Genomic DNA, 24,531 nt, shown 5'->3' on the forward strand with positions numbered 1-24,531 from the left:
CCGCGGCGGACGGTCGGCGCATCAGGGATCTCGACGACCAGCCTTCAAGGTTGCGGGGGTTGGGCCATCGGGGCGGACGGTGATGCCGTACGCCGCCTTTGTGGGGGCGGAGGAGAAGGCCGGGATGTGGACCGGCAGCAGGTGTTCGAGCAGGACGGTCGATTCGCGGAGCGCGAATTGCAGTCCGAGGCAGGCGCGGGGACCGACACCGAACGGATAGTAGGCGCCCGGGTGGGTGGGCCGGCCGTCCGGGGTGATGAAGCGCCGGGGGTCGAAGTGCTCCGGGTCTGGCCATAGTTCGGGATCGCGGTGGGTGAGGTAGGGGCAGACCAGGATGTCGGTGCCCGCTTCGACGGCATAGCCGGCGAGGGTGTCGTCCTCGGTGGCGTGGCGGGGCAGGATCCAGGCGGACGGGTAGAGCCGGAGCGTCTCGTGGACCAGAGCCTGGATGGCCTGGCGGCGTTGGGCCGATCCTTCGTGGCCGGCGGCGAGAGCTTGATCGCGGGCGGCGGGATGCTGGTCGAGGAGCAGATAGAGCCAGGTCAGGGTGGTGGCGGTGGTCTCGTGCCCGGCCACGAGCAGCGTGACCAACTCGTCGCGGATCAGCCGGTCGGTGTACTCGGGGCGCTCGGTGGCGGCGTCGGTCAGTACGCGCAGCAGGCCCGGGCCGTCGGGGCCGGCCGCCCCGCCGCGGGCGGCCTCGATGGCATGCCGGGCGACCGCATCGATCCGGGCGAGATCGGTGGCGACGGCGTCCCGGGCGTCGGTGACACCAGTGGGAAGCGTCGGAAGGGCGGCCGCCACGGCTGCCACGGCGGCCAGTTCGCGCTCGGTGTCGTCATCGAGGGGGTGCCCGGTGAGAGAGCGCCAGATGGCGTCCAGGGCGAAACGGCGCATCTCTTGCCCGACATCGAGGGTCCGTCCGGTACGGGCGTACTCGCTCCAGCGGCCGGCGGTGGTCCGGGCGGCCCCGGTGATGCGCTGTTCGTAGCGGCGCATCCCGGTGCCGGTGAACTGGGACTGCAGCAAACGGCGTTGGCGCTTCCACGCCGCGCCGGTGGCGGCGAGCACGCCGTCGCCGATCAGCACACGGGCGCGGTGGGAGCGCTTGACGTACTGCTCCGGGTGCCGGGCGAGAACGTGCTGGACCGCCTGAGGGCCGGTGACGAGGATGGTGGGGGCCGGCCCGAGCCGGAACGCGGCGACGCCGCCGAACCGTTCGCGCACCTGGGACAGCAGCTCGACCAGTTCCCCTCCGCCCGAACGCCACCGCTCCACGAGTGCAGGCTCGGCTTCGGGAACCGGCCGCCCCGTTCCGGGAACGTAGGAAAGAGGGCCGGGGCTTGCTTCGGTCTCCATGTTCCTTCTCCTGGTCAACGGCTGCGCTCGGCTGTGTCGGAGCGCCGTCACCACGGACTGTACGCGAGTGGGAACAGCTGGTGACAGCCCGCCCAGTGCCGCGAGGCCGTCCGTCGCGGCATTCCGCCTTTCCCGTATCTGTCTCAATCGCTTACGCACACCGTCAGAAAAATTGCCGCCGTGTGATTTTGCAAGCCTATTGGGTGGTGTTTTGTTTCGGCGAAGTTGCTGAAGTCGAGGCGGGGCAGGTCAGAAAGGCGACACCTCGGAAGATTATGGTCACACCCCCCTGACCAGTGTGTTCGCTCTCACGTCGTGTCATGTTTGACAGAGGCGTCTCCCTCTTTTCTGGTGTTCCTGTCGCTCTATTAAGGCTTTGACAACGCGGTCCACCGGTTCTTATCGTCGGCGGGTATTCGGAGCCCCAGTGTCGTGGCTCCGGGGATTGATTCCCCCGGCATCCATCGCCCCTTTCGCTTGTGCGCCCCACCTTCGTGGTGAACGAAATTCCGTACATGGTTCGGCATGCCGTCCCGGTGATCCCGGGTGCGGTGGCCGACGCAGAGGAGGAAAGCACCCACATGACCACAGCCGTGACGACGCGGACCATCGTGGACCTGCTGCGCGACGCCGCCCGGGACAACGCGGGGTCCGGGCTTCGCTACCCACGGAGCGCGGACGACCGCGACGCACCCCTGCAGAGCTATCCCGAACTTCTCGACGCGGCCCGCTCGGTCCTCTCCGGCCTGCGCGAACACGGTCTTGCGCCCGGGGACAAAGTCGTCCTGCTGCTGGAGAAACCACGGGAGTTCCTCACCGTGTTCTGGGCCTGCCAGCTCGGCGGGTTCATACCCTGCCCGATGGCCGCACTCGGCGGCGACCCGGAGCGCTGGGCCGCCCAGCTCACCCATGTCGACACCCTTCTCGACCATCCGCTGGTCGTCACCAGCGCCACGCTCGCCGCCGAACTCCCCGCCGCCCAGGGCCTGTCCGTAGTTCCCCTGGAGGAGCTGCCCGCGAAGCGGCCCGCCGACTCCTTCCACGAGGCCGACCCCAAGGACACCGCCGTCCTCGTGCTGACCTCCGGTTCGACCGGCAACTCCAAGGCGGTGATGCTCAGCCACGCCAATCTCCTCGCGTCCATGGCCGCCAAGAACGGCTACCACCGGCTGACCGCAGAGGACACCAGCCTCAACTGGGTCTCCTTCGACCATGTCGCCGCCCTCCTCGAATGTCATCTGCTGCCGCTGTCCGCGGGCAGCACCCAATTGCACGTCGAGGCGCCCCTGGTACTCCAGGAGCCGCTGAACTTCCTGCGCGTCATCTCCCGCTTCGGCGTCACCATGACCTTCACCCCCAACTTCCTGCTGGGGCTGATCAATCCGCAGGCGGACCGGCTCGACGAGGAGGAGGGCGACGGGATCGACCTGTCCCGGCTGCGGCACATCATCAGCGGCGGCGAGGCCGTCGTACGGACCACCGGCGAGAGCTTCCTCAGCCGCTTCGCCCCCTACGGGCTGCGCGCCGACGCCCTGTGGCCCGCCTTCGGCATGTCGGAGACCTGCGCGGGCAGTATCTACTCCACCGACTTTCCGGCCGCCGACCAGGGGCAGGAGTTCGCCAACCTGGGCCGGCCCGTCGAGGGGCTGAGCATCCGGGTCGCCGATGACGAGCACGGCGAACTGCCCGCGGGCCAAGTGGGCGAACTGCAGCTCAACGGGCCGATGATCACGGCTGGTTACCACAACAACGAACAGGCCACCCAGGACGCGTTCACTCCCGACGGCTGGTTCCGCAGCGGTGACCTCGGGCGGATCGACGACGGTCGGCTGACCCTGGTCGGCCGCAGCAAGGACAGCGTCATCGTCAATGGCGTCAACTACTTCAGTCACGACATCGAGACCCTCCTCGAAGGCCTCGACGACGTGGCCCGCTCCTATGTCGCCGCCTTCCCGACCCGCGCCCCCGGCAGCGACACCGAGCAGCTCGTCATCGCCTTTCACCCGGAGTGCGCAGAGGGCGACGAACTCGCCTTGTACCGGGTGCTCAGCGCGATACGCAGCACCGTCGTCATGCACTGGGGATTCAGGCCCGCGCTCGTCCTTCCGCTGCCGAAGGAGGCCTTCCCCAAGACCAGTCTGGGCAAGATCCAACGTGCGCTGATGCGCAAGCGGCTGGAGGCGGGAGCGTACGACGACGTGCGGGCACGGGTCGACGACCTCGTGCTGCGCCGGCTCGGCGGCTACTCCGCCCCCGAGGGTGACACGGAGCTGGTCCTCGCCAGGATCTACGCCGAGATGTTCGACACCGACCCGGACCGGCTGAGCGCCACCGCCAACTTCTTCGACCTGGGCGGCACCTCGCTCGACATCCTGCGCCTGCGCTCCCTGGTCGCCCAGCGACTCGGCGCACACGACCTGCAGATCATCACGGTCCTGCGAGCCCCCAGCGTACGGGCGCTGGCCGCCCACCTCGACCGGGCCGAGGACGGCGGGAAGGAGTACGACCCGATCGTCCCGATGCAGACCACCGGCGACAAGACCCCGCTGTTCTGCGTGCACCCCGGCGTGGGAGAGGTCCTCGTCTTCGTCAACCTCGCCAAGTACTTCGTGGGTGACCGGCCCTTCTACGCCCTGCGCGCCCGCGGCTTCAACCCCGGCGAAAAGCCCTTCGAGAGCTTCGCCGAGATGGTCGACACCTACGTTGCGGCCATACGCTCCCGCCGGCCGCACGGCCCGTACGCCGTCGCGGGGTACTCGTACGGCGGTGCCGTCGCCTTCGAAATAGCCAAGGTGCTCGAGGAACAGGGCGAGCGTGTCGACTTCGTCGGCAGTTTCAACCTGCCGCCGCACATCAAGTACCGCATGAACGAACTGGACTTCATCGAGACGGCGGCCAACCTGGCGTTCTTCCTCGAGCTCATCGACAAGAAGCAGTCCCTCGAACTGCCTGCCCAGCTGCGCCCGTTGCCGAAGGACGAACAGCTCGCCCACTTCCTCGACCACGCGCCCGAGGGACGGCTGGCGGAACTCGACCTGACCTTCGAGAAGTTCAAGGCATGGGCGGAACTCGCCGACAGCCTCACCGACCTCGGCCGCCGCTACTCGCCCGCCGGCAAGGTCCGCTCGATGAGCGTCTTCTACGCCATCCCGCTGCGCGGCACCAAGGAGGACTGGCTCAACAACGAGCTGCGCCGTTGGGACGAGCACGTCACCGGCGAGAACCGCTACATCGACGTTCCCGGCGAGCACTACACACTGATGGGCCCGGCGCACGTGGCGACCTTCCAGTCGATCCTGCGCAAGGAGCTCGACCGCGCCCTCGGCGACGCCTGACCGCCACCACCCCTGGGAGGGAAACCCCTTGAACGGCAAGAAGATCCTGGTGACCGGTGCCACCGGGCAGGTAGCCGGACCCGTGGCCAGGGCGCTGGCCGACGGCAACGAGGTATGGGCGCTGGGCCGCTTCGGCGCCCCCGGGGCGGAAGAGGAGCTGAACCGCCACGGCATCCACACCTTCCGCTGGGACATGAACGACACGAGCTCCGGCTCCCTCAAGGGCCTGCCGGAGGACTTCACTCATGTCTTCCACTCCGCCGTACGGCGCGGCGAGGACGGCGACTTCAACTCCGCCGTCGAGGCCAACTCCGTGGCCGCGGGACGCCTGATGACGCACTGCCGCACGGCGGAGGCGTTCCTGTACGTCTCCACCGGCGCGCTGTACGCCCGCCAGACTCTCGACCACAAGTACACCGAGACGGATCCGCTGGACGGCAAGGCCGACTGGCTGCCCGCCTACCCCGTGGTCAAGATCGCGGCGGAGGGCACGGTCCGGGCCTTCGCCCGGACCCTCGACCTGCCGACCGTCATCGCCCGCCTCAACATCGCCTACGGGCCGGGCGGCTACGGCGGTGTGCCGATGCTCTACTTCAAGCGCATGCTCGCGGGCGAGCCGATCGCGGTGCCCGTGGAGGGCCAGAACTGGACCTCGCTGCTGTACACCGACGACCTCATCGAGCAGGTCCCGCACCTGTGGAACGCGGCGAGCGTCCCGGTGACCCTGACCAACTGGGGCGGCGACGAGTCCGTCGGCATGACCGACTGCGTCCGCTACCTGGAGGAGCTGACCGGGGTGACGGCGATCCTCGCACCGAGTGAAGTCACCCGCGAGACCTACCAGTTCGACCCGACCCTGCGCCGTTCGCTCACCGGACCGTGCAAGGTCCCCTGGCGCGAGGGCATCCGGCGCACCCTCGCGGCCATGTACCCCGAGTACCTCAAACCTGAAGGAGCAGACAGGGCATGACCGAGAGCACCGATCCGCTGGCACCGATCCATGCCGCCTACGCCGCCTTCGCGGCCCGCGACGTGGGCGCGCTCCTGGACGCGCTGGACCCGGACATCGAGTGGGTGCACCCCGAGGGCATGGCGGTCTACGGCCTCGGCGGCACCAAGCACGGGCACGCCGGCGTCAAGGAGTTCCTTGCGCACGTCCCCACCGTCCTCGGTGGCATGCGGCTGCATCCGACGGAGTTCGTCCGCGACGGCGACCGCGTGGTGGTCTTCGGCCACCGGGACATCGTCTCCCGGAGCGGTCGTACCGAGACCCAGCGGTTCGTGCACTCCTGGGTGCTGCGGGACGGCAGGGCGGTGCGGATGGAGGACATCTTCGACACCGTCGCCTTCCACCGAGTGATCGAGAGCTGACGGGCGACGACGGCGTACGCCTGGATCGGACCGGAGGGGACCTTCACCCAGCGCGCGCCGCGACGGCCGCGAAGCGGCGGCGGTGCCGCTGGAGAGCTCGGTGCGCGGCGTCGTCCCCGCCACCATGGGACAGCCGGCCTCGGCGAAGATGCACATCAACGCCGAGGTCGAGGTACCGGTGTCCTTCGTGCTCGTGGCAACCGAGGGCGTCCCGCTGGAGAAGGTGACCGTGGTGCACGGCCACCCGCGCGCGAGGCCAGTGCGAGGACTGGCTGCGCACCCGGCTGCCCGGGGCCCGTACCCGCACCGCCACCGCCGCGGCCCCTCGTGGGGTCGCCGACGCGGGCGTCCCCGGCCACGCGGCGGTCGCCGCGGCGGAGGCAGCCGGCCTGTACGGGCTGTGGATCCTCGCCACCGGCCTCGATGCCCGCCCCCTGCGCCTGGCCCTGGCGGCCGTCGGGTCCATGGGCCTGAAGTGCGCTTCCTGGGCAGCTACCCGCACAGGCCCGCCGCGGCCTGACACGCCTGCCCGGCGGCGGAGGCGCTGTGGCCGCCGGGCAGGCGTGCCGTGGTCGACGGGACGCCGGGGGATTGGCTGTCGGGTTCCCGGGGCGTGGGTTGGCGCAGGTCGTCCGCTGCCTCTCGGACGGCCGGGAGCAGGGCGGCCATCGGGGGGCTGGCCAGGGCGCCTTCGCGTACCACGAGAGTGACCCGGCGGATGGGCCGGATTCCTTCCAGGGCGACCCGGGTGACCGGGTGACCCGGGCGGTCCGGAACCAGGTCGGGGACCAGCGCGACGCCCCAGCCCAGGGAGACCAGCCCGAAGACGGCCTGCATGTCCCCGATGTCGGAGACGATGTCGGGGACGAAACCGGCGCCGGCACACAGGTGCAGGGCCAACCGTCCGAGCCTGGAGGTGCGGTCCAGCAGCCATGGCTGCTCCGCGAACTCGGCGAGAGCGCACGTCCCCTCGGCCCGGGCCAGGGGGTGATCCGGGGCGATGGCGAGGCGGATGCGGTCGCTGATGACCTCCTCCTCGTACAGCCCCGGCACGCTGGGCTCGGGCACCTGCGGATAACCGGAGGCCAGGACGGCGTCGAGCCGCCCCAGCCGGACCGTCTGCCGGCCTTCGTCGGGATCGACTCCGTGCAGGGTGATGCGCAGCCCCGGATGGCGCTCGCGCAGCCGGTTCAGCGCCGGCACCAGCAGCGCCGGGCCCTCGTGCAGCGGCACGCCGACCCGCAGCTCGCCGGTGACTTGGCCGTCCTCCCGGGCCAGTAACTGCGCCTCCGCCGTTTCGAGTGCGGCGAGGACCCGCTCGGTGTTGGCCACCAACAGACGTCCGGCCGCGGTGAGTTCGGCCCGCTTGCTGCCGCGGTCCAGGAGCGCGGTGCCGGTCTCCGCCTCCAGGGCGGACAGCTGCTGGGAGACCGCCGAACGCGTGTAGTTGAGCGACTGCGCTGCCGCGGCGATCGACCCCCGGGCTTCGACCTCGCGCAGCAGCACAAGTTTCCGTACGTCCAGCACTGTCATCCTCGCTAACGCTTCCGGTTACGAAGTATCACGTCAGATTACGGGACATGGGCCCGTCCGGTGATTTCAATAGAGATCGACTCCTGTCCAACACGCCGATCAGACAAGGGATTTACGCCATGCCCACACTCCTCCATCTAGACTCCAGCCCCCGCCAGGGCTCGGTTTCCCGCCGGATCTCGGGCGAGTTCGCGGAGACCTGGCGCAAGACCAACCCCGAGGGCGAGTACGTCTACCGCGACCTGGCCGCCGACCCCGTCCCGCACGTCGACAGCGCGCAGATCGAGGTCATGCACCGCCTGGAGACGGAGGGGGTCCGCGACCTCGCAGTGGCCCGTGAGGCAGCGAAGGCGCCGGAGGAGAAGGCCAGTTGGGCCGTTACGTGGCCGCTGGTCGAGGAGCTTCTCGCGGCCGACACCATCCTCCTCGGCGTGCCGATGTACAACTTCTCGGTGCCGTCGACGTTCAAGGCGTGGTTCGACCGCGTCCTGATCGCGCCGCTGATCCTCGACCCGGCTTCCGGCGAGGGGCCGCTGCGGGGCAAGAAGGTCGTGGTGGCCTCCGCGCGCGGCGGCGCCTACGGTCCGGGCACCCCCCGCCACGACTGTGACCACCAGGAGCCGTACCTGAAGGCGGCCCTCGGCATGGTGGGCCTCGCTTCCGACCTGACATTCCTGCACGCGGAGCTGACCAAGTCGGCGCACGTGCCCCGGCTCGCCCACTTGAAGGACGTGGCGGCCACCTCGTACCAGACGGCGCTCGACGGCGCCCGCGCGCACGGCGGGGTGTGACCGCCGGGGGAACCCACCGGACACATCCGAACCCGCAGAGGTCTTTCGCTGCCACCGCACCTTCCCGACGCACTCAGCGCAGCGGGAAGTTGCGGTCGAAGACGTTCTCCGGGTCGTACCGTGCCTTGAGCTTGCGCAGCCGGGCCAGGGTCGGCCCGGGGAACGCCTCGGCGAGAACGTCGGGGGAGCGGCGGCTGTCGAAGCTGAGGTACATGCCGCTCACCTCCGGGGCGAGCTGCGCCCAGTGGGTGTCCAGTGCGCCTTCCAGCTCGGGCACGGTCGCGGACAGCAGTTGGAAGTTCTGGCTGCGATGGGCGTAGGCGGTGGCGGCCGGATCGACGTCGTTGACCGCGCCGCCCACCGAGCGGAACTGCTCCATCAGCACCTCTCCCGACGCCAGCGCCGCCGCGACCGACCGTGCGGTGCGCGCGGAGACCTGGTCGAGCAGCCCGGAACGCGTGGCGCCCAGCCCCTGCCCGTGGTGGGCCGCGCCCCCGACCGGCACCAGCACCGGATACGGGGCGAGGACCGCCTCCTGCTGCAGCAGTGGGCCCAGGCCCAGCAGGGGCGCCAGCACCCGCTGGGCGGCGTCCGGCTGGTCACCGGCGTACACCGCCGCGACATGCGCGATGGCCGGGCGGCCGGGTCCGGCGGGCATGAGCGTAAGGAAGCTGGTCAGCTCCCGCGGCGCGGTTTCAAGGACGGCGCCCCACTGTTCCACCAGCGCAGCCGCGTCGCGCGCGTCGAAGACCAGGTTGGCGAAGACGACGTCACCGGTCTGCGACGCCTCCAGTTCCACGGCCGTGACGATGCCGAAGTTGCCGCCCGCGCCCCGGACGGCCCAGAACAGGTCGGGTTCGTGGTCCGCGTCGGCCCGGACGAACGTCCCGTCCGCCAGCACGAGTTCGACGGCCGTCACATGGTCGATCGTCAGCCCGTCCCGCCGCGCGAACCAGCCCATGCCGCCCGCCGTGACCAGCCCGCCCACGCCCACGTCACCGGTGTCGCCGGAGCTGACGGCGAGCCCGTGCGGGGCGAGGGCCTGGGCCACCCGCCCCCAGCGGGCGCCCGCGCCGACCCGGACCCGACGCCGCTCCCGGTCCAGCACCCCGACGCCGTCGAGACGCGACACGTCGACGACCACACCGCCGTCGTTGGTGGACCGGCCGCTGATGCCATGCCCACCGCTGCGCACGGACAGCACCGTGCCCCGGGCCCGCGCGTACGTCAGCGCGACGGCCACCTCCTCGGGGCTCTCCGGGAAGATGACCGCCGCCGGGGCACCCCGGTGCACATATCCATGGCGCACACGCTCGTAACGGGCGTCGGACGGCAGCACCAGACGGGCGGCGAGGGAGGGCGGCAACTCGACGTGGGCGACGCCCCGTTCTGTCATGACGAGGAGGTCCCTTCGAAGGACGCGGAGGACGGGGAGGAGGATTCGAAGGACGCGGATGACCCGGAACGCGTGGATGACCCGGAACGCGTGGATGACGCGGCGGCCTCGGGAAGCACGACGGGCTCCAGCAGGCACCGCAGGGTCTGCGTCAGATACGCCACGAGCCGCTCCGGTGGCATCTCGGCCACGGGCCCGCTGCGCAGCACGTACCGGCTGAAGGTGACGCCGATCAGTTGGGAGGCGATCAGGTCGATGCGCTCGTCCGCGTCGGGCCCGCTCAACACGGTGCGATAGGCCGCCGCGCTGCTGCGTCGCATCGCCTCGTACAGCCCGGTTGCGGCCTGCTCGTCGGAGGCGGCGCTGCGGATGAGCGCCAGGAACGGGTCGTTGCCGTCGGAGTGTTCCATCCGCGCGACAAAGGCCTGCGCTATCCGGTCCGGCAGCATCTCCGGCGGGCCGGGGACCAGCTCGGGCAGGTCCCGGGGGCCGGGCACGGACGCGAGGAACAACTGTTCCTTCGAGCCGAAGTGCCGCATCACCAGCCCGTGGGTGACACCGGCCCGCCCGGCGATCTCCCGGATGGTGGCACGGGCATAGCCCCGCTCGGCGAACGCGGCCCGCGCCGCGTCCAGGATCGCCTCGCGGTGCGCCTCGGGAGCGCGAACGCGCTTCCTGGTGAGGGCCGGGGCGTTGGTGGATTCGTCGCTCACAACTCGTAATGTACATCTGGTCATTAGCGTCGGTGGTGGCTACGCTGCTCAAAATGACCAATCGTTCACCACGGCTCCGGCAACCGTACTTGGAGCCGGTCAGAGACCTCGTAAGAGCCGCGGATCCCGCGGAGACCTACCTCGAGGGCCGCACCGTACTCGTCGTCGGCGCGAGCGGAGGCATCGGCGAAGGGATCACCCGCGCCCTGCTGGAGCTGGGCGCCACCGTGGTCGCGGCCGGCCGCAGTGAGGCCCGGCTGAACGCCCTCGCCGAGTATCTGGGGGGTGCGGGACCGGGGGTGCTTCACCCATACGTCGTCGACGTCTCCGATCCGGACAGCACCGCCGTACGCAACCGGCTCGCCGAGGATCACGGGAGGTTCGACGGCGCCGTCCTCACCATCGGCAACTGGGGCCCGCCCGGCCGCACGGGACTGCTGGAGGTGTCCGACGCGGTCTGGGACGCGATGATCGCCGACAACCTCACCAGCCACTTCCGGGCGCTGCGAGCCGTCACCCCGCTCCTCGTCCAGGACGGCGCGCTCGTCCACCTCACCGGCTTCAGCGCGGAGATCCCCTACCCGGGCGCCGCCCTCGTCGGCGCGACCAACGCGGCCAAGAAGTCACTGCTGTGTTCCCTGACCGCCGAACTCGACGGCAAGGGCCGGCGGATCTACGAACTCGTCATCGGCCCCATCCGCACCCGCCCTCGTGCGGCGGCGGGCGCCGACAGCGAGGCCTGGCTGAGTGGCGCGGACCTCGGCCGGCATGCCGGCGAACTGATCGCCGACCGCGGCCCGTGGGCCGCCGAGCCCCTCCAGTACCTCCTCGACCGGGCGTCGGGCGTGCTCACCATGCTGCCGCACTGATGCGCCCCGGCGTTGCCGATGTGCTGGAGGGCGAGTTTCCGCAGGTGTCCCGCAGAATCCGATGGCACGAGGCAGTTCCGGCGTCAAGAATCACCGGATGCATGAAGTGAAACGGCCCCGGTGACCGGTTCTCCGCCGGCGTCGGTCAAGGCTTCGCCATGTGGCGTGGGTGGCTGAGCGAGCGGGAGTTGCCCAACGTACTGCCGAAGTAAGCAGTAGGCCCGGCGAAGGGAAGCTCCGTGATCCAGCAGCGCATCGTCCTCCTCTCGGCCGCAGGTCTTGCCTCGGCGCTTCTCCTGGGGGCGTGCGGCAATTCGATGGACAAGGCCTCCTCCGGTACAAGCCCCTCCGGCGTCGCTCCGGTCGCCACGGCCGCCGCGTCGGAATCCGCGACCTCCGCACCGGCCGGCGGCGGTGGCCCCGGCAGCGGGCAGCCGGCCATCACCACCACGCTGACGGCCCGGGCTGTCGAGGGCATCGGGAGCGTGGTGACCGACGGCGAAGGGATGACTCTCTACCGCTACGACAAGGACGAGGCGCATCCGTCCAAGTGGACGTGCTCCGGCGCCTGTACGAAGACCTGGATGCCCGTCATGGTGCAGGACTCCGTAAGGACCACGGGTGTTGAGAAGAGCCTTCTCGGCACGGTCCACCGGGACGGCAGGACGCAGCTCACCCTCGCAGGCTGGCCGCTGTACCGGTACGTGGGCGACACGGTGGCCGGACAGGCGAACGGGCAGGCCAAGGACAAGATGTGGTACGCCGTCACTCCGTCCGGTGGCAAGTCCGTCCGCTGAGTCCGGTGTGGCTGCCCCGGTGTGTGTGCTCTACCTGCGATGCATTGTCTCCAGGGCCTTCGCCAGTACGTGGGGGTCGTGGTGGCCCTTGTAGACCGCCGGAGGCTGCTTGTCGAGCTTGAGGAGTTGGGCCACCGCGGTCCACGCCGTGCGTACGGAGTACTCGACGGTGAAGACGACGTCGTCGGGCACTTCGGCGAACTGCCCGATGAAGGCGAGGTTGACCGATCCGTCGGGCACGACCTTGGGCCGGTCCTCGCGGCGGCGTACCAGGAACTGGCTGGTGATGTACGGCATCACGCAGGGCACCACGGTGGACGTCTCCAGAACCCGCGCCGCCGTCTGCTCGTCGAACCGCAGATGGTGCAGTACCTCTTCGAGGATCTCCCGTCCGGAGCACATGGTCATCGGCTTGGGCGTCTGGTTGCCGGCCCGGTCGGGGAACAGGCCGTAGCCCCACCAGACTCCGACGTCCTGAGGTTGGTCGCGGTAGACGGGCTGACGGTTGGCGACGATGGTGAGCAGCCAGTTGGAGTCGGTGAAGGTCATCAGCCCGCCCTTGCCTGCCGGGCGCCCGCTGAACTCCTCCAGCGCTGCGAGGAAGGCGGGGTCCTTGGAGGTGACCGTGAAGGACTCCCAGCGGGACTCCTTGACGTGCTTGTCGAAGGCGGACGGGTTGCCGAAGTTCTCGCGTCCCCGGGCCAGTCGATGCCACAGGAGCCAGGCTTCCGAGCGGTGGGGAGCCGGGGGCGGGGGAGAGGTGTGCGAGCCGAGGCTGGAGGCGTCGGTCATGGAGCCATTGGTGACCAGGACCAGATCCTCGGGAGTCACGGAGACCTTCTCGTCCTGGCCATGACGGCTCAGCAACAGAGTGTCCACCGTTCCGCTGTGGATCCCCGGCGTGAATCCGAGGTCGGTGACATGGCAGCCGGTGTGCACGGTCACACCGCGTTCGCGCAGCCAGGCGGTCAGCGGCCGAACGATGGAGTCGTACTGGTTGAAGCGGGTCCGGTGGATGCCCGACATGGAGGCGAACTCGGGGAAGAGGTGGATGAAGCGCTTGAGGTAGCGCCGGAACTCGATCGCGCTGTGCCAGGGCTGGAAGGCGAACGTGGTGCACCACATGAACCAGAACCTGGTGGTGAAGAAGTGCTTGCCGAAGCAGTCAGTGATCCGCTTGTCGTCCAAGTGCTCCTCGGGGGTCGCCAGGCACCGGATCACCTCCAGCCGGTCCCGCTCGGAGAAGCCCATCGAGCCGGTGTCGACCACCTTGCCGTCCCCGTCGACGAGGCGGGCGATGTCGTCCCAGGCGAAGTCCTCGTGTCCCGCCAGGATTTCGTCGGTCACGGAGACGGCGGGATCGTCGAGGGTGGGGATGCCGGACAGCAGGTCGTAGGTGCAGCGGAACTCGGCCTCGAACATCCGGCCGCCGCGCATGGTGTAGCCGGCGTCGGCGGTGCCGTCCGCGTCCAGGCTGCCGCCGATGGTCCGTTGTCCTTCGAAGAGGTGGATGTCGGATCCCTGGAAACCGCCGTCGCGGATCAGGAACGTGGCCGCGGCAAGTGCCGCGATACCGCTGCCCACCAGATACGCCTTCGCCATCTCACAACTCCTGGTGCTCACTCAAGTTTCGGGAATCGCGCATCTCAGGGTTTCTTGTGGCGCAGGGTTCCGTCAGTGGGCCGCCCGGCACCTTCCCGGTCCGGACGGCCCAGCGGTGGGGCGAGGTCGAACTTCACATCCACCACGCCCTCGACGGCTCGGATCAAACGCGCGGCCACAGGGACGAGTGACGTGTCCCGCACGCTGCCACCGAGCTGGACGACTCCCTCGCGCACCGCGACGCGTACGGCCGATGTCGGCGCCGGGAAGAGATAGGACACCACTTCACGGCGCACCTGTTCGGCGATCTCCTCGTCGTCCCGGAGGAACACCTTCAGCAGATCGGCACGGCTGACGACGCCCTGCAGCATGCCCAGTTCGTCGACCACGGGGAGCCGCTTGACCTTGGCGTGGGCCATCGTCCGCGCGGCCTGGGCGAGCGTCTCGTCCGCGCGCACGGTGAGGGCCGGCGCGGTCATCAGCTCGCCCGCGGTCACGGCCCCTGCGTTCGCGAGATCGTCCAGGCGGCGCAGCTGGGTGAGCCGGTCGGGGTCGCTGTCGCGGAACTCCTCCTTGGGCAGCAGGTCGGCCTCGGAGACGACGCCGACGACGCGGCCCTCGCCTTCCAGGACGGGGAGGGCGCTGACCTTCCAGTCCTGCATCATCCGCACGATCTCCTTGAAGCCGGCCCCGCGGCCGATGGCGGCGACGGTATGGGTCATCACGTCGCTCACGATGTGCGGGCTGCTTGTCATGGTGCCTCCTTGGTCTGGGTCGCCTCGACGCGCGGGACCGGTCAGCGAAGGCTCCCGCTGCCGTAAGGGGCGTACAGGTCCAGCAATCGGGTGCGGGCCGAGCGCAGGCGGTGGGCGACGATGTCACCCACCCACTGGGCGACCGCGAGGCCGAGCGCCGGGTCGTCCTGGCACATCGACCGGACCGCGACGACGTCGAACTCGTAGGCACGCACCGGGCTGGTCGCCTCGGCACCCAGGTGCCTGCTGTGCGGGCCGAAGAGCCAGGACCAGCCGACGAGTTCGTCGTGGCCGAGGGTCTCGATGACGGCCGCACGGCGGCCGGGCACCCTCATGTCAAGGGCGACGGTACCGGTACGAATAATCCAGAACCGGTCGGCTCGGCCTCCTTCCTCGAAGAGCCGGGCGCCCTGCGGGAACGAAACTTCGCGGGCCGTGCGCATCAGCCGTTCCCGATGCTCGGCGGGGAGCGCGCGCATCATGCCGGGTGTAGGGGGAGCGTTCATCACGTGCCTCCAGTAAGGCGTAGCGGCCTCTTCTTCCAGCGTCGTCCATGGCGCCGGCCCCGCCCATGGGCCACTGGGCCCTGTGGCCGGGCCGCTCGGCACCGGGTCCGATCAGTGACCGCCTTGGCAGGCGGCCTGGCGGGTGTCGTCGAGGCGGAAGGTCAGCCTGTTGACGACGCCGATCACTCCGTCCACCCGGTACGTAGACCGGACCGTCAGTGGTATGTCGCTGCGGTGCTCGAGCCGGCCCTCCAGGGTGACCATGCCGTCCCGGACCGAGACGGCCATGTCGTGGGGCGGAAGGGACAGGGCGTTCAGGACGTCGTCGAGGACTTCCCGGCGGATCTCCTCGTCGGTGCGCAGGAAGACACGGAGCAGGTCGCGGCGGGTGGCGATGCCGATGAGCCGGTCCTCCTCGTCCACGACGGGGAGGCGCTCGACCCCGTGGCGTTCCATCACGCGCGCGGCGTCCGCGACCTTCTGTTCCGGATGCACGGTGATCGCGGGCGTCGACATCAGTTCTTCCGCCGTGGCTGCGCCGGTCACGGCGCGACGGGCGGAGCGGTCCAGCGCGTGCGGGTGTTTCCGCTGTGCCGGGCCGTCCGCGGGGTGGGTCGCCTGGCGGCGGATCAGGTCGCTCCCGGAGATCACCCCGATGACCTTGTCGTCGTGATCCACCACGGGCAGCCCGCTGATCCGGTGCTGGTCGAGCAGCCGTGCCACGACCTTGAACGGCGTCTCCCGGTGCGCTTGGACGACGTCCCGGGTCATCACCTCGCCGACTGTGCGGGCCATGCCGCCCACTTCCTTCCTGGTCTGCCGTTCTTCGTCGGGCCCGTCCTCGGAGCCGTGCGGACACCCCTCCAGGCTCCCTCCAGCACACCGGCCGGCGCAGGGGCCGAGTGTCCTTCGACAAGGGACTGACCCGCCCACCCGTCGATGGGCCTCAGTAGCCCCGCTCCGTCACCTGCTGTCGCTCGTTTCCGCTCCGGTGAGCGCGGCCCGTCCGGCTTCCAGACGTGCGACCGGGACGCGGAAGGGCGAGCAGGAGACATAGTCGAGGCCCGCGTCGTGGAAGAAGTGGACCGAGTCCGGATCCCCGCCGTGCTCGCCGCAGACGCCGATCTTCAGGCTGGGGCGTGCCGCACGGCCTTCGGCCACGGCGATCCGGATCAGCCGGCCCACGCCCGAGCGGTCCAGCGTCTCGAACGGTGAGGCGGAGAAGATGCCCTTGTCGAAGTAGGCGGAGAAGAACGCCGCCTCGACGTCGTCGCGGGAGAAGCCCCAGGTGGTCTGGGTGAGATCGTTGGTGCCGAAGGAGAAGAACTCGGCCTCTTCGGCGATGCGGCCCGCGGTGAGGGCGGCACGCGGCAGTTCGACCATCGTACCGACGGGGCAGTGCACGGGGATGCCGGACTCTTCGGAGACCTCGCCCAGCACCCGTTCCACCTCTTCCCGCTCGATGCGCAGCTCCTCCACTGCGCCGACGAGCGGCACCATGATCTCCGCCTCGGGGGAGCCCCCGGCCCGCACACGTTCCACGACCGCTTCGGCGATGGCACGCACCTGCATGGCGACCAGCCCGGGGACCACCAGGCCCAGACGCACCCCGCGCAGGCCCAGCATCGGGTTCTCCTCGTGCATGCGGTTCACGGCGTCCAGCAGCTCGGCGTCCCGCGGGTCCGGGACATCGCCACGGGCCTCGGCGGCGGCGACGCGTACGGCAAGATCGGTGCGGTCGGGGAGGAACTCGTGCAGCGGCGGGTCGATGAGCCTGATGGTGACCGGCAGCCCGTCCATCGCCTCCAGGATACCGGTGAAGTCCTCCCGCTGGAGCGGCAACAGGGCCTCCAGCGCCCGCTCGCGCTCGGCGTCCGTCCGGGCCAGGATCATCTCCTCGACCAGCTTGCGGCGTTCACCGAGGAACATGTGCTCGGTGCGGCACAGTCCGATGCCCTGCGCGCCGAACCGGCGGGCGCGGGCGGCGTCTTCGGGGGTGTCGGCGTTCGCCCGTACTTCCATCCGCCGTACGCCGTCGGCCCTGTTCATGGCGCGGGCCACGGCCTCGACCACCCCGTCCGACCGCTCGCCCGTCTCGAAGTACCGCATCACGGTGGAGTCGACCAGCGGAGCGGCGCCCAGGTGGACGGTGCCCTGGGAACCGTCGACGGAGATCACGGTGCCCTCCTCGACGACGGTGTCGCCCACCGTGAACCGGCGGGCCCGGGTGTCCACTTCGACCCCCTCGGCACCGCAGACGCAGACCTTGCCCATGCCGCGGGCGACGACGGCTGCGTGGCTGGTCTTGCCGCCGTGGCTGGTCAGTACGGCCTGTGCGGCGATCATGCCCGGCAGGTCGTCGGGTGTGGTCTCCTGGCGTACGAGGACGACCTTCTCGCCCGCTGCGGCCCGCCGGACGGCTTCGGCGGAGTCGAAGACCGCGGCGCCGACGGCCGCGCCGGGCGAGGCCGGGAGGCCGTGCGCGAGGGCCTCGCCGACCGCCGACGTGTCGAACCGGGGGAACATGAGACGGCCGAGGCCGCCGCCATCGACGCGGGCCAGGGCCTCGTCGGGGATGATCAGACCCTCGTCGACGAGCTCGGCTGCGATGGCGAACGCGGCCTCCGCGGTGCGCTTGCCGACCCGGGTCTGCAGCATCCAGAGCCGGCCGCGCTCGATGGTGAACTCGATGTCGCACAGGTCGCGGTAGTGCTGCTCCAAGGTCCGCATGTGGTCGCGCAGTTGGGCGTACGACCGTGGATCCAGCCGCTCCAGCTCGGTCAGGGCAACGGTGTTGCGGATCCCGGCGACGACGTCCTCGCCCTGCGCGTTGGGCAGATAGTCGCCGTACAGTCCGGGCCGTCCGGTTGCCGGGTCGCGGGTGAAGGCGACGCCGCTGCCGGAGTCGGGACCGAGGTTGCCGAAGACCATGACCTGCACGTTTACCGCGGTGCCCAGGTCGTCGGGGATGTGCTCCCGGCGGCGGTAGAGACGGGCACGCTCGCCGTTCCACGACTCGAAGACGGCAAGTACCGCGCGCCGCAGTTGTTCGGCGGGGGACTGAGGGAAACGCTCACCGGTCTCGCGCCGGATCAGTTCCTGGTACGCCTCGACGAGCACGGCCAGGTCGGCCGCGTCCAGCCCCAGGTCGTCCGCCGCGCCGCGGGCCTGCTTGAAGTCGGCCAAGACCTTCTCGAACAGCGCGCCTTCGACCCCCATGACGGTGCTGCCGAACATCTGCACAAGGCGGCGGTAGGAGTCCCAGGCGAAACGCTCTGTCCCGGAGGACTTGGCCAGGCCGTGAACGGATTCGTCGTTGAGGCCGATGTCCAGGATCGTCTCCATCATGCCGGGCATGGAGAACCGCGCGCCGGAGCGGACGGACAGCAGCAGCGGGTCGTCGGGCTGCCCGAGTGCCCGCCCCGCACCGGCCTCCAGGAGCGACAGGTGCCCGGAGATCGCGCGGAACATCCCGTCGGGCTCCGTGCCGGCGGCGAGGAAGGCGCGACAGGCTTCGGTGGTGACGGTGAACCCGGCCGGTATGGGCAGGCCCATCCGGGTCATCTCGGCCAGGTTGGCTCCCTTGCCGCCGAGCAGGTCGGCCATGTTGCGGCCGCCCTCGGTGAACGCGTACACGTAGCGGTCCATGACGGTGTGTGCTTCCTTCCGACTACTGGTGCCTGGGAGGTGTGGGCTACTGGTGCCTGCGGAGGCGCGGGCCGGGCCGCAGACGCTCGACGCGCGACAGGTGGTGAGGGCGGGTCACATCTCGAAGACGTCGCGTGCCTTGACCCGCCCGTCGAGGACCTCGGCCATCGACACGGTCACGGTCTCCAGGGGCCGGGTCTCGTAGATGACCTTGGTGCGTCCGGCTGTGTGGAGCCGGAACACCTCGTCCGGGTTGTGGCGGGTGCCGACGATGGAGCCGATGACGGAGGTGCCGTTCAGAACGGTGTCGAAGACCGGCACCGGGATGGTGCCACCGGCGGGCAGGGCGACCATGACCAGCTTGCCGCCGCGACGCAGACCGCCGTACACAGCGGCGAAGGCCTGCTCGTCGACCGCCGGCGCACTGGCCGCGTGGGCACCGCTGTGCCGCTTGAGCACCTCGGCCGGGTCCTCCTTGCGGGCGTCGATGAGTGACCGAGCCCGCCGACGCCGGAGACCGCCACCAGCCGGGGCGGGCGGACCCCGGCGACCTACCGGCTCGACGGGCCAGTCGCCATGGGAGGCGTGGAGGTGGGTGTGGCAGCGTCCGGAAGCCTCGAGACGGATGCGGACCTGGCCCGGGCCGGGCTGCGGGCCGGGGCGCTCCAAGATCACCAGCGGCTCGCCGAAGGACCTGAGGACAACTGCCTTCATTGGCTGCTCCTTGATCACGGTTCGGTGCGATGCGTTCCCAGCGTCGAACGTGCCACGGCTCGTCAGGAAGTACTGGACGTCCCGGGCGCGGGGCCGCTCGGCCCTGGTCGTACGGCCCCGCATCCCGCAAGATTTGACCGGACGGGAACAATTGAGGGCCGCCGGGCTCGTCCCGGTACCGCAGAGCAGACGACGCAGGACGAGGAGCAATCAATGGCGGACAGCGAGCGGCCCGGTCCCGACAACCCGATCCGGGTCTTCCTGCTGGACGACCACGAGGTGGTACGGCGCGGGGTGCACGACCTGCTGAACGACCATCCGGACATCACCGTGGTCGGCGAGGCCGGGACGGTGGAGCAGGCGCTGGCGCGCGTCCCCGCGTTGCGTCCGCAGGTGGCGGTGCTCGATGTGCGTCTGCCGGACGGCGACGGGGTGACCGTGTGCCGCGAACTGCGTTCACAGATGCCGGACCTGGCCTGTCTGATGCTGACGTCGTTCGACGACGAGGAGGCCCTGCTCGACTCGATCATGGCGGGCGCGTCCGGATACGTCCTGAAGCAGATCCAGGGCTCGGACCTGGTGTCCGCCGTGCGAACGGTCGCCGCCGGCCAGTCCCTGCTGGACGCCAGCGCCACCTCCCGGCTGATGGCCCGACTGCGCGGCGCTCAGGAGCGGGAACAGGAGCCGGACGCCTTCCCGGGCCTGACCGAGCGCGAGCGGGAGATCCTGGCCCTGATCGGCGAGGGCCTGACCAACCGTCAGATCGGCCAGCGGCTGTACCTCGCCGAGAAGACGGTGAAAAACCACATCTCGCGCCTGTTGGCCAAACTCGGTGTGGAGCGGCGCATCCAGGCCGCGGTCATCGCCACACGGGCCCAGGACCGGCTCAGGCAAGCAGGGCGCTGAGGGCCGGGGGCGGCGTTCAGCGCGCCTCGCGCGTCCCCTGGAGTTCGCGTCCGGTGACGATCTCGGACTCGATCCGTACGAAGACCCCGTCGCGCACCGGCATCCAGGAGCGAGGACCGGTGCGTGACAGGCGCTCGTGCTCGGCCGGGTCGGTCACGATGTCGGCCCTGCCGGTGACCACCACGCTCCAGCCCGACTCGGTCTCCGCCCGGAAGTCGTCCACCTCGAATGCGACCACGACACCGTCGATCGCGCGGACGAGGTCGGAGCCCGACGACGTGAACAGCACCACGGAGGAGTCCGCGTCCAGGGAGAAGTTGACCGGCAGGACCGCGGGCAGCGCCTTGCGGGTGTACACCACGCGGCCGATCGGCACCTTGCTCAGCAGGCGCAGGCATTCCTGCCGGTCGAGTGCGCGAAAGCCGTCGTCTTGGAACATCCGCCCATCGTCCTGGTGGCCGCCGCACGGGGGTAGGGCCGATCGGCCCTGTTTTCCGCCCGCGTCGGGGGCCACCAGGGCGGGGGCCGGGCTTCTTACCGTACGGGCAGGGGCACCGTCCATTCCGCGACGGTGCCGAGGGGTTCGTTCGGCGTGAGGGTGAAGCCGCCGCCGAGGTCGGCGGCGCGTCGGCTGAGGTTGTCCAGGCCACTGCGGCGGGTGACGGTGGGGTCGAGACCCCGGCCGTTGTCGGCGACGCGCAGGCTCAGCCGTCGGCCGTCCGTCTCGGCGGTGACCTCGACGGCGGTGGCGTGTGCATGCCGGGCTGCGTTCGACAGGGTTTCGCGCAGCACCGCCAGAAGCTGCTCGGCGTGGCCGGCGGGCACGTCGGTGTCGAGGAGCCCGGTCATGCGCAGGGCCGGGGTGAAGCCGAGTACGGCGGCGGCCTGGTCGGTCTCGGCCAGCAGCTGCGCGCGCAGCCCACCACGCCCGTCGGCGCGGTCCCGCTCGCGCAGCGCGTAGATGGTGCCCCGTACCGTCTTGATGGTGTCGTCGAGATCGTCGACCACCCGTTGCACGCGTTCGGCCACCTTGGGCCGGTCGGAGAGCAGTCCGAGCACCGAGTTCAGGGTCAGCCCGGAGGCGAAGAGCCGCTGGATGGCCAGGTCGTGCAGGTCGCGGGCGATGCGGTCGCGATCGGACAGGACCAGCAGGTGCTCGGCCTCGCGCCGATGGTCGGCGATCTCCAGGGCAAGCGCGGCCTGATCGGCAAAACCGCCGATCATGGTCATCGTGGCGTCGGAGAACTCGGCGCCGCCCGGCAGGTTGGCGACCTGCAGCACCCCTCGCACATGCTCGCCCCCGCCGAGCGGGAGCAGAAACCCGGGCCCGAGGTCGATCTGCGCCGCGGATCCTCCCCCCGCCTGCGACTCCTGGGACAGTGCGCCGCTGGTGATCCGTTCGTTGGACTGATAGACCTTCGCGGCCAGTGTGGTGGTCGGCAGTACCAGCCCGCGCACCCGCTCGGAGCCCTCTCCGTCGGCGGCCTCGATCACCAGCTCGCCGCCGTCGAGCGGCACCGCCAGCGTCACCAGATCCGCGTCCGCCAGCGCCCTGACGGTCGACGCCACCTTGTGCAGCACCCGGACCGGATCGGTGCCGGACAGGAGACTGCGGGTCAGTTCGCTGCTCGCGGTCAGCCACTGCTCCCTGCGGCGGGTGTCCTCGTACAGCCGGGCGTTGTCGATCGCCACGCCGGCCGCGGCCGCGAGCGTGCGCAGCACCGCCTCGTCGTCGTCGTCGAACTCCGCGCCGCCGCGCTTGTCGGTCAGATACAGGTTTCCGAACACCTGGTCGCGGACCCGTACCGGTGCCCCGAGGAACGTGGTCATCGGCGGGTGGCCCTCCGGGAAGCCCACCGAATCGGGGTGCCGGCCCAGGTCGGCGAGCCGCAGTGGCTCGGGCTCCCGGATCAGCAGCCCCAGGATGCCCCGGCCGTGGGGATAGTGGCCGATCGCACCGATGGTGTCCTCGTCCATGCCGACCGTGATGAACTGCTTGATCCGACCTTCGTCACCCAGCACCCCGAGTGCCCCGTACTGCGCGTCCACCACGCTCACCGCGGACTCGGTGATTCTCCGAAGCACGACGTCGAGGTCCAGATCGGAGCCGATGGCGAGCACCGCGTCCAGCAGCGTGTGCACACGGTCACGGGTCGCACGCACCTGCTCGACCTGCGCCTGCAGACCCTCCAGCAGCTCATCCAGCCGCAACTGAGGCGCCGCCGGACGGCTCCTGCGCTCCTCGGCCGGACTCTCCGCCATTCCCGCTCCTTCCGGAAGGTGCCACTTGCACCCCCGCATCATGCCCGAGCAGCCCTGTTCGTATGCGAACACATGTGTTAGTGAGGGGCGCTCCGGAAACCCAGATCCTAGTCGGCCCCTGAAGCCGCGGCCGATGCCGTCCGGAAGATCCGTCAGCCTGACACTCCCTGGAGCGGGCAGGCTCCGACTCCGCTTTGCCGGATGTCCGAGCGGCGGCTCAACGGGCCTTGCAGGCAGGGACGTTCAGCCCAACGGCCACCGACCTTCGGCATCCGGTGCCGCCCGGCTCGCGGGACGAGAGTGAGGGGCCTCAGGCAACGCCCCGACCGTCCCCGAAGGGATCGCCATCATGGCCGTGCACGAACCTTCTCACCGGAGCTCTGGCCTCCACCTGCCGTCCTTCCGCAGGCACCGCACCGCCTCCGCGTCCGAGCCCGCCGTGCCGGCGGACACCGACACCCACACCGCACGGGCCCATGCCCTCGCCTCTCTGCGTCTGCTCACCGGATTCGTCTTCCTGTGGGCGTTCCTCGACAAGACCTTCGGCTTCGGCTACGCCACGCCCTCCGGCAAGGGCTGGATCGACGGCGGTTCGCCGACGAAGGGCTTCCTCGGTTCCGTCGAGGCCGGGCCGATGGAGTCCACCTTCCACTCCTGGGCCGGTGACACCTGGGCGGACTGGCTGTTCATGCTCGGCCTGCTCGGTATCGGTCTGGCCCTGACCGCGGGTGTCGCGCTACGCATCGCCGCCGTCGCGGGCACCGCGATGATGGCGCTGATGTGGATTGCCGAGTGGCCGCCCGCCAAGCATCTGCCGGACGGCTCACCGAGCATGTCCACCAACCCGTTCGTCGACTACCACGTCATCTACGCCATCGTCCTGATCGCCTTGGCCGCCGTAGCCGCGGGCGACACCCTCGGCGCGGGCCGACTCTGGGCCAGGCTGCCGATCGTCCGCGACCACGGCTGGCTGCGCTGAGCACCGGCGGCGCGGTGGGCTCACCCGGTGCCCGCCGCGCCGAAGCGGTTGTTCCGTGTCAGCGGGATGGAAGGCCGCGCAGTGTCATGCTTCGCGCGGCGCGTCCGGGACGACGATGACGGGACAGTGCGCATAGTGCAGTACGCCCTGACTCACCGAGCCCAGCACCATGCCGGCGAAGCCTCCGTGACCGCGGCTCCCCACCACAAGGCCCAGCGCATGGGTGGACTGCTCGGTCAGCACCTGCACGGGATGACCGATGACGAGCTCGTGGTGCAGCTCCACTTCCGGATACTGCTCTCCGCGCCCTGCCACGATCTCGGAGAGCACCCGCCGGTGCTCCTGCTGCTCCGTTTGTTCGTCGAAGATGCGGAGCGGGCCTGGCTGCCACACATACAGCGCCCGCAGCGTGGCGCCGTGCAGAGCCGCCTCCTCGAAGGCGAGGTCGACAGCGGCGGTGGAGCGCGCGCTGCCGTCGACGCCCACCACGAAGTACGCGGGCTGCTGGGTGATGTGCTCCGGCTCGGGTACGACGACCACGGGGCAGTGGGCGTGGGCCATGACCGGCAGGGCGACCGAGGCCCCGCCGAACACCTCCTTCGCGCGGCTCAGATGCCGCGACCCGAGCACGACCGCCGTGGCTTCGCGGCTCTGCTCCTGCAGGATCCAGGCGGGGTCGCCCTCGGCGAGCAGCCAGTCCACCTCGAGCCGCGGTTGCCGGGCCTCCACGAAGGTCACTGCGGCCTTGAGTGCCCGTTCGCCCGCCTCGTGCAGCGAGGCGTTCCATCCCTCCCAGGACGGCGGGGGCTCCCGTCTCCGGTAGCCCCTGGTCGGCACGCCCTCGGCGTGCACCAGGCGCAGGGGTACATGGCGCCGAGCGGCCTCGTCGGCCGCCCAGGCCAGCACCATCCGCTTGGCGGGCTCGGGGTCGACACCCACCACGATCGGTCGGCGATCACTCGGTCCGGACATCGTCGTCTCCAGCGTGGGGTTCT

The 24,531-nt window shown here is 70.2% G+C and carries 20 protein-coding genes and 2 pseudogenes; 9 read left to right on the top strand and 13 right to left on the bottom strand.

Features of this window, described 5'->3' with window-relative positions; translation table 11 throughout:
- Positions 1-21: 21 nt before the first annotated feature.
- Positions 22-1,359 carry a cytochrome P450 gene (locus tag Q8A52_RS15160; RefSeq protein ID WP_316752143.1) on the bottom strand — a complete coding sequence of 446 codons (1,338 nt, stop codon included), beginning with the start codon at positions 1,357-1,359 and terminating at the stop codon, positions 22-24.
- A 581-nt stretch (positions 1,360-1,940) separates the two neighbouring features.
- On the opposite strand from Q8A52_RS15160, the gene Q8A52_RS15165 reads away from it, so the two are divergent.
- The 4 genes and pseudogenes from Q8A52_RS15165 to Q8A52_RS49055 all read left to right on the top strand — a co-directional run.
- Positions 1,941-4,694 carry a non-ribosomal peptide synthetase gene (locus Q8A52_RS15165; RefSeq protein WP_316752145.1) on the top strand — a complete coding sequence of 918 codons (2,754 nt, stop codon included), beginning with the start codon at positions 1,941-1,943 and terminating at the stop codon, positions 4,692-4,694.
- A 28-nt stretch (positions 4,695-4,722) separates the two neighbouring features.
- A complete protein-coding gene (locus Q8A52_RS15170; RefSeq protein WP_316752146.1) occupies positions 4,723-5,664 on the top strand; it encodes an NAD-dependent epimerase/dehydratase family protein in 942 nt (313 codons plus the stop codon).
- The gene (locus Q8A52_RS15175) at positions 5,661-6,065 is read left to right on the top strand and encodes a nuclear transport factor 2 family protein (RefSeq protein ID WP_316752149.1); all 405 of its coding nucleotides are present in this window, start codon (positions 5,661-5,663) and stop codon (positions 6,063-6,065) included. The genes Q8A52_RS15170 and Q8A52_RS15175 overlap by 4 nt, the downstream gene beginning before the upstream one ends.
- Before the next feature lie 82 nt (positions 6,066-6,147).
- Positions 6,148-6,475 (top strand): annotated as a pseudogene (locus Q8A52_RS49055) (prephenate dehydratase domain-containing protein); the annotation flags it as partial.
- An 82-nt stretch (positions 6,476-6,557) separates the two neighbouring features.
- On the opposite strand, the gene Q8A52_RS15180 reads toward Q8A52_RS49055, so the two are convergent.
- On the bottom strand, positions 6,558-7,598 hold the full coding sequence (locus Q8A52_RS15180) for a LysR family transcriptional regulator (protein ID WP_316752152.1): 1,041 nt from the start codon (positions 7,596-7,598) through the stop codon (positions 6,558-6,560).
- 119 nt (positions 7,599-7,717) lie between these two features.
- Here Q8A52_RS15180 and Q8A52_RS15185 point away from each other — a divergent pair, with 119 nt between their 5' ends.
- A complete protein-coding gene (locus Q8A52_RS15185) occupies positions 7,718-8,389 on the top strand; it encodes an FMN-dependent NADH-azoreductase (protein ID WP_316752154.1) in 672 nt (223 codons plus the stop codon).
- 73 nt (positions 8,390-8,462) lie between these two features.
- Here the strand turns inward: Q8A52_RS15185 and Q8A52_RS15190 are convergent, their stop codons facing one another.
- Both Q8A52_RS15190 and Q8A52_RS15195 read right to left on the bottom strand, forming a co-directional pair.
- The gene (locus tag Q8A52_RS15190) at positions 8,463-9,785 is read right to left on the bottom strand and encodes an FAD-binding oxidoreductase (RefSeq protein WP_316752156.1); all 1,323 of its coding nucleotides are present in this window, start codon (positions 9,783-9,785) and stop codon (positions 8,463-8,465) included.
- The gene (locus tag Q8A52_RS15195; RefSeq protein WP_316752158.1) at positions 9,782-10,498 is read right to left on the bottom strand and encodes a TetR/AcrR family transcriptional regulator; all 717 of its coding nucleotides are present in this window, start codon (positions 10,496-10,498) and stop codon (positions 9,782-9,784) included. The genes Q8A52_RS15190 and Q8A52_RS15195 overlap by 4 nt, the downstream gene beginning before the upstream one ends.
- 53 nt (positions 10,499-10,551) lie before the next feature.
- Here Q8A52_RS15195 and Q8A52_RS15200 point away from each other — a divergent pair, with 53 nt between their 5' ends.
- Both Q8A52_RS15200 and Q8A52_RS15205 read left to right on the top strand, forming a co-directional pair.
- Complete coding sequence (locus Q8A52_RS15200; protein ID WP_316752160.1) at positions 10,552-11,367, top strand: SDR family oxidoreductase; 816 nt, start codon at positions 10,552-10,554, stop codon at positions 11,365-11,367.
- A gap of 239 nt (positions 11,368-11,606) precedes the next feature.
- Positions 11,607-12,164, top strand: a complete 558-nt coding sequence (locus Q8A52_RS15205; protein ID WP_316752161.1) for a hypothetical protein — start codon at positions 11,607-11,609, stop codon at positions 12,162-12,164.
- Between the two features lie 30 nt (positions 12,165-12,194).
- Here Q8A52_RS15205 and Q8A52_RS15210 read toward each other — a convergent pair whose 3' ends face one another.
- The 6 genes and pseudogenes from Q8A52_RS15210 to Q8A52_RS15235 form a co-directional block, all read right to left on the bottom strand.
- Positions 12,195-13,766, bottom strand: a complete 1,572-nt coding sequence (locus tag Q8A52_RS15210; RefSeq protein ID WP_316752162.1) for an oleate hydratase — start codon at positions 13,764-13,766, stop codon at positions 12,195-12,197.
- Positions 13,767-13,810: 44 nt separating this feature from the next.
- On the bottom strand, positions 13,811-14,521 hold the full coding sequence (locus Q8A52_RS15215) for a CBS domain-containing protein (protein ID WP_316752163.1): 711 nt from the start codon (positions 14,519-14,521) through the stop codon (positions 13,811-13,813).
- A 41-nt stretch (positions 14,522-14,562) separates the two neighbouring features.
- Positions 14,563-15,027 carry a cyclic nucleotide-binding domain-containing protein gene (locus tag Q8A52_RS15220; RefSeq protein ID WP_316752166.1) on the bottom strand — a complete coding sequence of 155 codons (465 nt, stop codon included), beginning with the start codon at positions 15,025-15,027 and terminating at the stop codon, positions 14,563-14,565.
- A gap of 111 nt (positions 15,028-15,138) precedes the next feature.
- On the bottom strand, positions 15,139-15,822 hold the full coding sequence (locus Q8A52_RS15225) for a CBS domain-containing protein (RefSeq protein ID WP_316752168.1): 684 nt from the start codon (positions 15,820-15,822) through the stop codon (positions 15,139-15,141).
- A gap of 168 nt (positions 15,823-15,990) precedes the next feature.
- Positions 15,991-18,675: a pyruvate, phosphate dikinase gene (gene ppdK, locus Q8A52_RS15230; protein WP_316752170.1), complete on the bottom strand. Its 2,685-nt coding sequence runs from the start codon at positions 18,673-18,675 to the stop codon at positions 15,991-15,993.
- A 114-nt stretch (positions 18,676-18,789) separates the two neighbouring features.
- Positions 18,790-19,389 (bottom strand): annotated as a pseudogene (locus tag Q8A52_RS15235) (zinc-binding dehydrogenase).
- 213 nt (positions 19,390-19,602) lie between these two features.
- On the opposite strand from Q8A52_RS15235, the gene Q8A52_RS15240 reads away from it, so the two are divergent.
- A complete protein-coding gene (locus Q8A52_RS15240; RefSeq protein ID WP_316752172.1) occupies positions 19,603-20,295 on the top strand; it encodes a response regulator transcription factor in 693 nt (230 codons plus the stop codon).
- Between the two features lie 16 nt (positions 20,296-20,311).
- Here Q8A52_RS15240 and Q8A52_RS15245 read toward each other — a convergent pair whose 3' ends face one another.
- Both Q8A52_RS15245 and Q8A52_RS15250 read right to left on the bottom strand, forming a co-directional pair.
- The gene (locus tag Q8A52_RS15245) at positions 20,312-20,734 is read right to left on the bottom strand and encodes a pyridoxamine 5'-phosphate oxidase family protein (protein ID WP_316752174.1); all 423 of its coding nucleotides are present in this window, start codon (positions 20,732-20,734) and stop codon (positions 20,312-20,314) included.
- A gap of 95 nt (positions 20,735-20,829) precedes the next feature.
- Entirely contained in the window at positions 20,830-22,557 is a 1,728-nt protein-coding gene (locus Q8A52_RS15250) for a sensor histidine kinase (protein ID WP_316752176.1), read from the bottom strand.
- Between the two features lie 349 nt (positions 22,558-22,906).
- On the opposite strand from Q8A52_RS15250, the gene Q8A52_RS15255 reads away from it, so the two are divergent.
- Complete coding sequence (locus Q8A52_RS15255; RefSeq protein WP_316752178.1) at positions 22,907-23,536, top strand: hypothetical protein; 630 nt, start codon at positions 22,907-22,909, stop codon at positions 23,534-23,536.
- 84 nt (positions 23,537-23,620) lie between these two features.
- Here the strand turns inward: Q8A52_RS15255 and Q8A52_RS15260 are convergent, their stop codons facing one another.
- Positions 23,621-24,508, bottom strand: a complete 888-nt coding sequence (locus Q8A52_RS15260; protein WP_316752180.1) for a universal stress protein — start codon at positions 24,506-24,508, stop codon at positions 23,621-23,623.
- Between the last annotated feature and the right edge of the window lie 23 nt (positions 24,509-24,531).

This window comes from Streptomyces herbicida, assembly GCF_032656585.1.
Classification (GTDB): domain Bacteria; phylum Actinomycetota; class Actinomycetes; order Streptomycetales; family Streptomycetaceae; genus Streptomyces; species Streptomyces herbicida.